This window comes from Thermogemmatispora sp. (assembly GCF_019683755.1).
Taxonomy (GTDB): domain Bacteria; phylum Chloroflexota; class Ktedonobacteria; order Ktedonobacterales; family Ktedonobacteraceae; genus Thermogemmatispora.
Genome location: NZ_JADGHT010000383.1, coordinates 1 through 4,077, shown reverse-complemented (window position 1 = coordinate 4,077; position 4,077 = coordinate 1). Strand labels below are relative to the sequence as shown.

Here is a 4,077-nt window from a genome sequence, read left to right as displayed (position 1 = left end):
GAAAAAGGCCAGAATATAGATAAAAATATATTGATGAGGGCTGAGAAGGAGAGCAAGCACGAAGAGCAGGGTTGCTAAGGCCCGCACGACATTGCTGACCCAGAGCACAGTGCGACGATCGAGGCGATCAACCAGCGCTCCAGCAGGAGCGCCGAAGAGGACGAGCGGTAGACTGAGGGCGATAATCACCAGTCCGACCATGACCGCCGAATGCGTCTCATTAGTGATGAGCACGATCATGGCATAGCTTGCTGTAAACTGAACGCTCAGATAGATCACCTGGGCCAGCCACAAGCGTAACAGAGCAGGATGGCGCAGTACGCGGAGGACGGCCAGGCCCTCTACGAATTTCTTCATGCAAACCCCCTCGATCCCGACCAGATGTCGTCAGGTTTCCCCGGCTGCTGCTGCCATCCTCTCAGCAGGCAAGGCCAGTCTGCTAGTTGTTCAGCCGGCCACCCAGCGAGGGGAACCTCCTGGATCGGATCACACTACAATGCCAGCCTTCTTACCCCCAGCAAGCGGGTAAGGGAGGCTCGATGTCATTCACTACCAAAACGGATGAAGTCCAGGACCGGTAGCAACCAGCGCTTTGCCCACCCGGCACGCTATGGCAGGCTGCGCTTTGCTCCAGTAGCGGCAGAACTGTCAACAGTCTAACGCAGGCCTCCCCAGGAAAGCAATGAGAGTAACAATAGTGTGAACAGACAGAAACATAGAGAAAGAAGAGAGGGTCAGGGGATGTCTATCCCTGACCCCAGGGGGTAGATAAGGGGCAGCCGCCGAGGCGGCTTCAGTCCGGGCGAGCGCTGTGCCACTGGGGGCACCGCGAGGCGCTAGCCACAGTTCGTCAAGACAGTACCGTGGAGACCAACGGCCCAGACCTGCTTTGTGTTGGGGACGTTGGCGGCTCCAAGGAGCATGTGCTGACGGCCATCGGCGGCATTAGGAGCCTGGATCAGGTTCCAATGGGCACCATCCCAGTTTTCAAGCAGGGAGCTGAAGTGGCTACCACTGAAGGCCCCCCCAACAGCCCAGACATTGTTTGGAGAAACCGCTGCCACGCCAGTGAGATAGCTGGCGAAGGCATTGGGGGCATCGGAGCTAGGGACAAGGCTCCACTGGGAACCGTTCCAGTGCTCAACCAGCGTTTTGACATGCAGACCATTCAGCAGCGTGCCCTGGAATGCCGAACCGACGACCCAGACGTTATCGGGCGCGAGCGCGGCAACGCCGCTGAACATCGCCATCTGGGTAGAGGGGCCTTGGCCACTGACAGCCTTCCAGCTCTGGCCGTCCCAGTGGACAACGATACCGGAGCCCATCGAACTCATGTTCAGGTTGACTCCGTAGCCTTGGAAGTTGTAGCTGACCTTGAGGCTGGTTCCAACTGCCCAGATGTCATGCGCACTGCTGGCCGCGATGGCGAGTAAGGCATCGCCCTGGCCGACTAGGTTAGCCTGGAGTGCAACGCTCCAGTTCTTGCCATCCCAGTGCTCGATCAGGGCCTGGCTGTTCGAGGTACCAACCGCCCAGACATCGTTATGGGCCAGGGCTACAACGCCGTTAAGCTGGCCATTGCCAACTGCGTCATTAACAATGCTCCAGCTCTTGCCATCCCAGTGCTCGACAAGCGTATGATTCGGGGTATTGGTGGTACTGCCTACGGCCCAGATATCATCGGGCGCGCTGCCCGAGATGCTCTTGAGCAGCGCTGGCTCGCTCGGGGCCGGGCTGGGCACAACGCTCCAGCTCTTGCCGTTCCAGTGCTCGATCAGAGGGACCGATCCCTGGCTGCCGACAATCCAGGCGTTGTCGGGGCCAAAGGCGGTGACCCCTAGTAAGGCCCCTTCAGCGGCATCAGGCACGCGCCGCCAGGTACCACAGGTAAGGGCGGGAACATGCGAGGCCGCCGCTACCGGTGAAGTCAGGCGGGCTGTGCCGTTGCTCGCCCGTGAGATGAGGAGGGTGATCAGGGCGATCAGTGTGCCGGCCAGCAAGATCGCTCCAGAACGTTTGAGCATTCCACCCAACATACTACTTTACACCATCCCTTTCCACGTCTTCCCTGACAGCAAAAACCAGCAGCCTCCTGCTACTGGCCAGGCTGCTTTGCCCTTCCAGCCGCTCCCCCGCAGGCCACCCTCGGTCACTCAGGTCCTCACTCCTGTTCCCGGCCTCCCTACACAGGCCACGCTTGCTGCGTTGTCTTGCTCTGCCAGCCGTGTGGCTCCGGATGGAGTCTTGGGAAGCGCTTGCTTCGTCCATCACTGGCAGCTTCCCTCGATCACCACAGGCCGGGCGCTAGCTTGAGAGCCAGGAGACCGACAACCAGGCGAGGAAGCCACGACGGGCGGTCGCGGTGGTCAGGCGAACAGCCTTCAGCGTTGATCTCCGTCCTCGCTCGAAGATGCGGCCAGTAGAGTAGGCGACGAGTTCCTCTCTACTTATCCGCCTTCTTCATGATACAGTGTAGCAAATGAGATAAAGATGTCTTTCTCATAGAATACTATCCTAGCAAAAAAGTATAGTTTTTAGTGTATATACCTATATCAGTATGCTGATTATTGGAGACAATGCCCGTTGAGCGGCTGTGGCTGGAGGCTGGCCGGCAGGGCATCTGGCGCTTGCTTTCCGCAGGGATGGCATGTGATAGAGTAATAGAACAACGGCACGCACGCCTTTGGGCATCACTCTAAAAGATTGCTCCTGGAGCAGCATCATGCCACGAATTGCCATTGTTGGTGCCGGTATCGCCGGTTTGGTCGCGGCCCTGACTCTGCAAGATGCAGGGCTAACTTGTTCGCTCTATGAGGCCTCTGACCGGATTGGTGGACGGATCCGTTCTGATACACACACCTGGCGGTATGGGGCGGTCAGTGAGGGCTGCGGCGAATTCATTGACGCTGATCACGAGATGATGCATAGCCTGATCCGGCGCTTTGGGCTGAGCACGCTGAGTCTGGAACGCGGGCGGGCGCCGCGGATCATCTACTTTTTCAAGCGCTATTATCGTGAGGACGATCTAATAGAGCCGTTGCAGGCTGTAGCTGCCGTGCTGCAAGAGCAGCTAGAGGAGATCGGCCCGCTGACCACTTACAGGCACTACACGGATGCTGGTCGTCGCTTCGATCAGCTAAGCGCCTATGACTGGATCGAGCGCTTTGTCGAGGGTGGTCATGGTTCTCCCGTGGGCCGCTTGCTGGATATCATGTGCAGCGGCTACTACGGTCTAGATACGAGCGAGCAAAGTTCTCTCAATTTGATTTACATGTTTGCGCCACGCGACCTGGCTCGGGGTTCTACCTCTGGTGCGCCACAGCGCGAAAGTTGCAGGATTCGAGGAGGCAACGAGCAGCTACCACAGGCTATCGCCCGTAGTTTGCCGGAAGGGAGCATTCACCTGCGTCATCGCCTGGTAGCCATCGAACGCCGTGGCAGACACGAGGTTGCCCTGACGTTTTCCACGCCTGGCGGCCCCCTGGAAGTAAGCTGCGAGCATGTCATTTTAACGCTGCCGTTTACGACGCTGAGGCAGGTCGATTATCGTCGAGCCGATTTCAGCCCCTTGAAGCAGCAGGCCATTGCAGAGCTGGGTTATGGCACGGTTTCCAAACTTTTCCTGGAGTTTGATCAGCCATACTGGTATTCGGCTGGTCCCTGGCCCCTGCCCCACAATGGCTTTATCGTGACTGACCTGGATATTCAGACGCTGTGGGATGTCTCGTATGGCCAGGGCGTCTCAGGTGGCCTGCTGCTCTCCTATACCAGTGGCAGAAGAGGGGCGGCGTTCGCCGCGCCGACCGCCTATGCTACGGCAGCCGAGTCCGAGGTTGTGAGACGGGCAGCGGCGCTTTGCCTGCAGCAGCTAGAGGGCATTTTTCCCGGGATCAGCGCCCATTATACCGGTCAGGCAGCGCTGAGTTACTCGACAGGCGACCCTCATCTGCTCGGTAGCTATTCCTGCTGGCGTGTGGGACAATACACGCTCTTCGGCGGTTTTGAGGGGGTACGTGAGGGACCGATCCATTTCGCTGGAGAACACTGCTCGGTCGCTTTTCAGGGTGATATGGAGGG

The 4,077-nt window shown here is 58.5% G+C and carries 3 protein-coding genes; 1 reads left to right on the top strand and 2 read right to left on the bottom strand.

Annotated features, from left to right (window positions below):
• A partial coding sequence (locus IRZ24_RS17615; RefSeq protein ID WP_297167126.1) for an MFS transporter occupies positions 1-357 on the bottom strand: 357 nt, incomplete at its 3' end.
• Positions 358-836: 479 nt separating this feature from the next.
• Complete coding sequence (locus IRZ24_RS17610; protein ID WP_297167123.1) at positions 837-2,024, bottom strand: hypothetical protein; 1,188 nt, start codon at positions 2,022-2,024, stop codon at positions 837-839.
• Positions 2,025-2,722: 698 nt separating this feature from the next.
• Between IRZ24_RS17610 and IRZ24_RS17605 the strand changes: the two genes are divergently transcribed.
• Positions 2,723-4,077: NAD(P)/FAD-dependent oxidoreductase (locus IRZ24_RS17605; RefSeq protein ID WP_297167119.1), on the top strand; the 1,355-nt coding region annotated here is incomplete at its 3' end.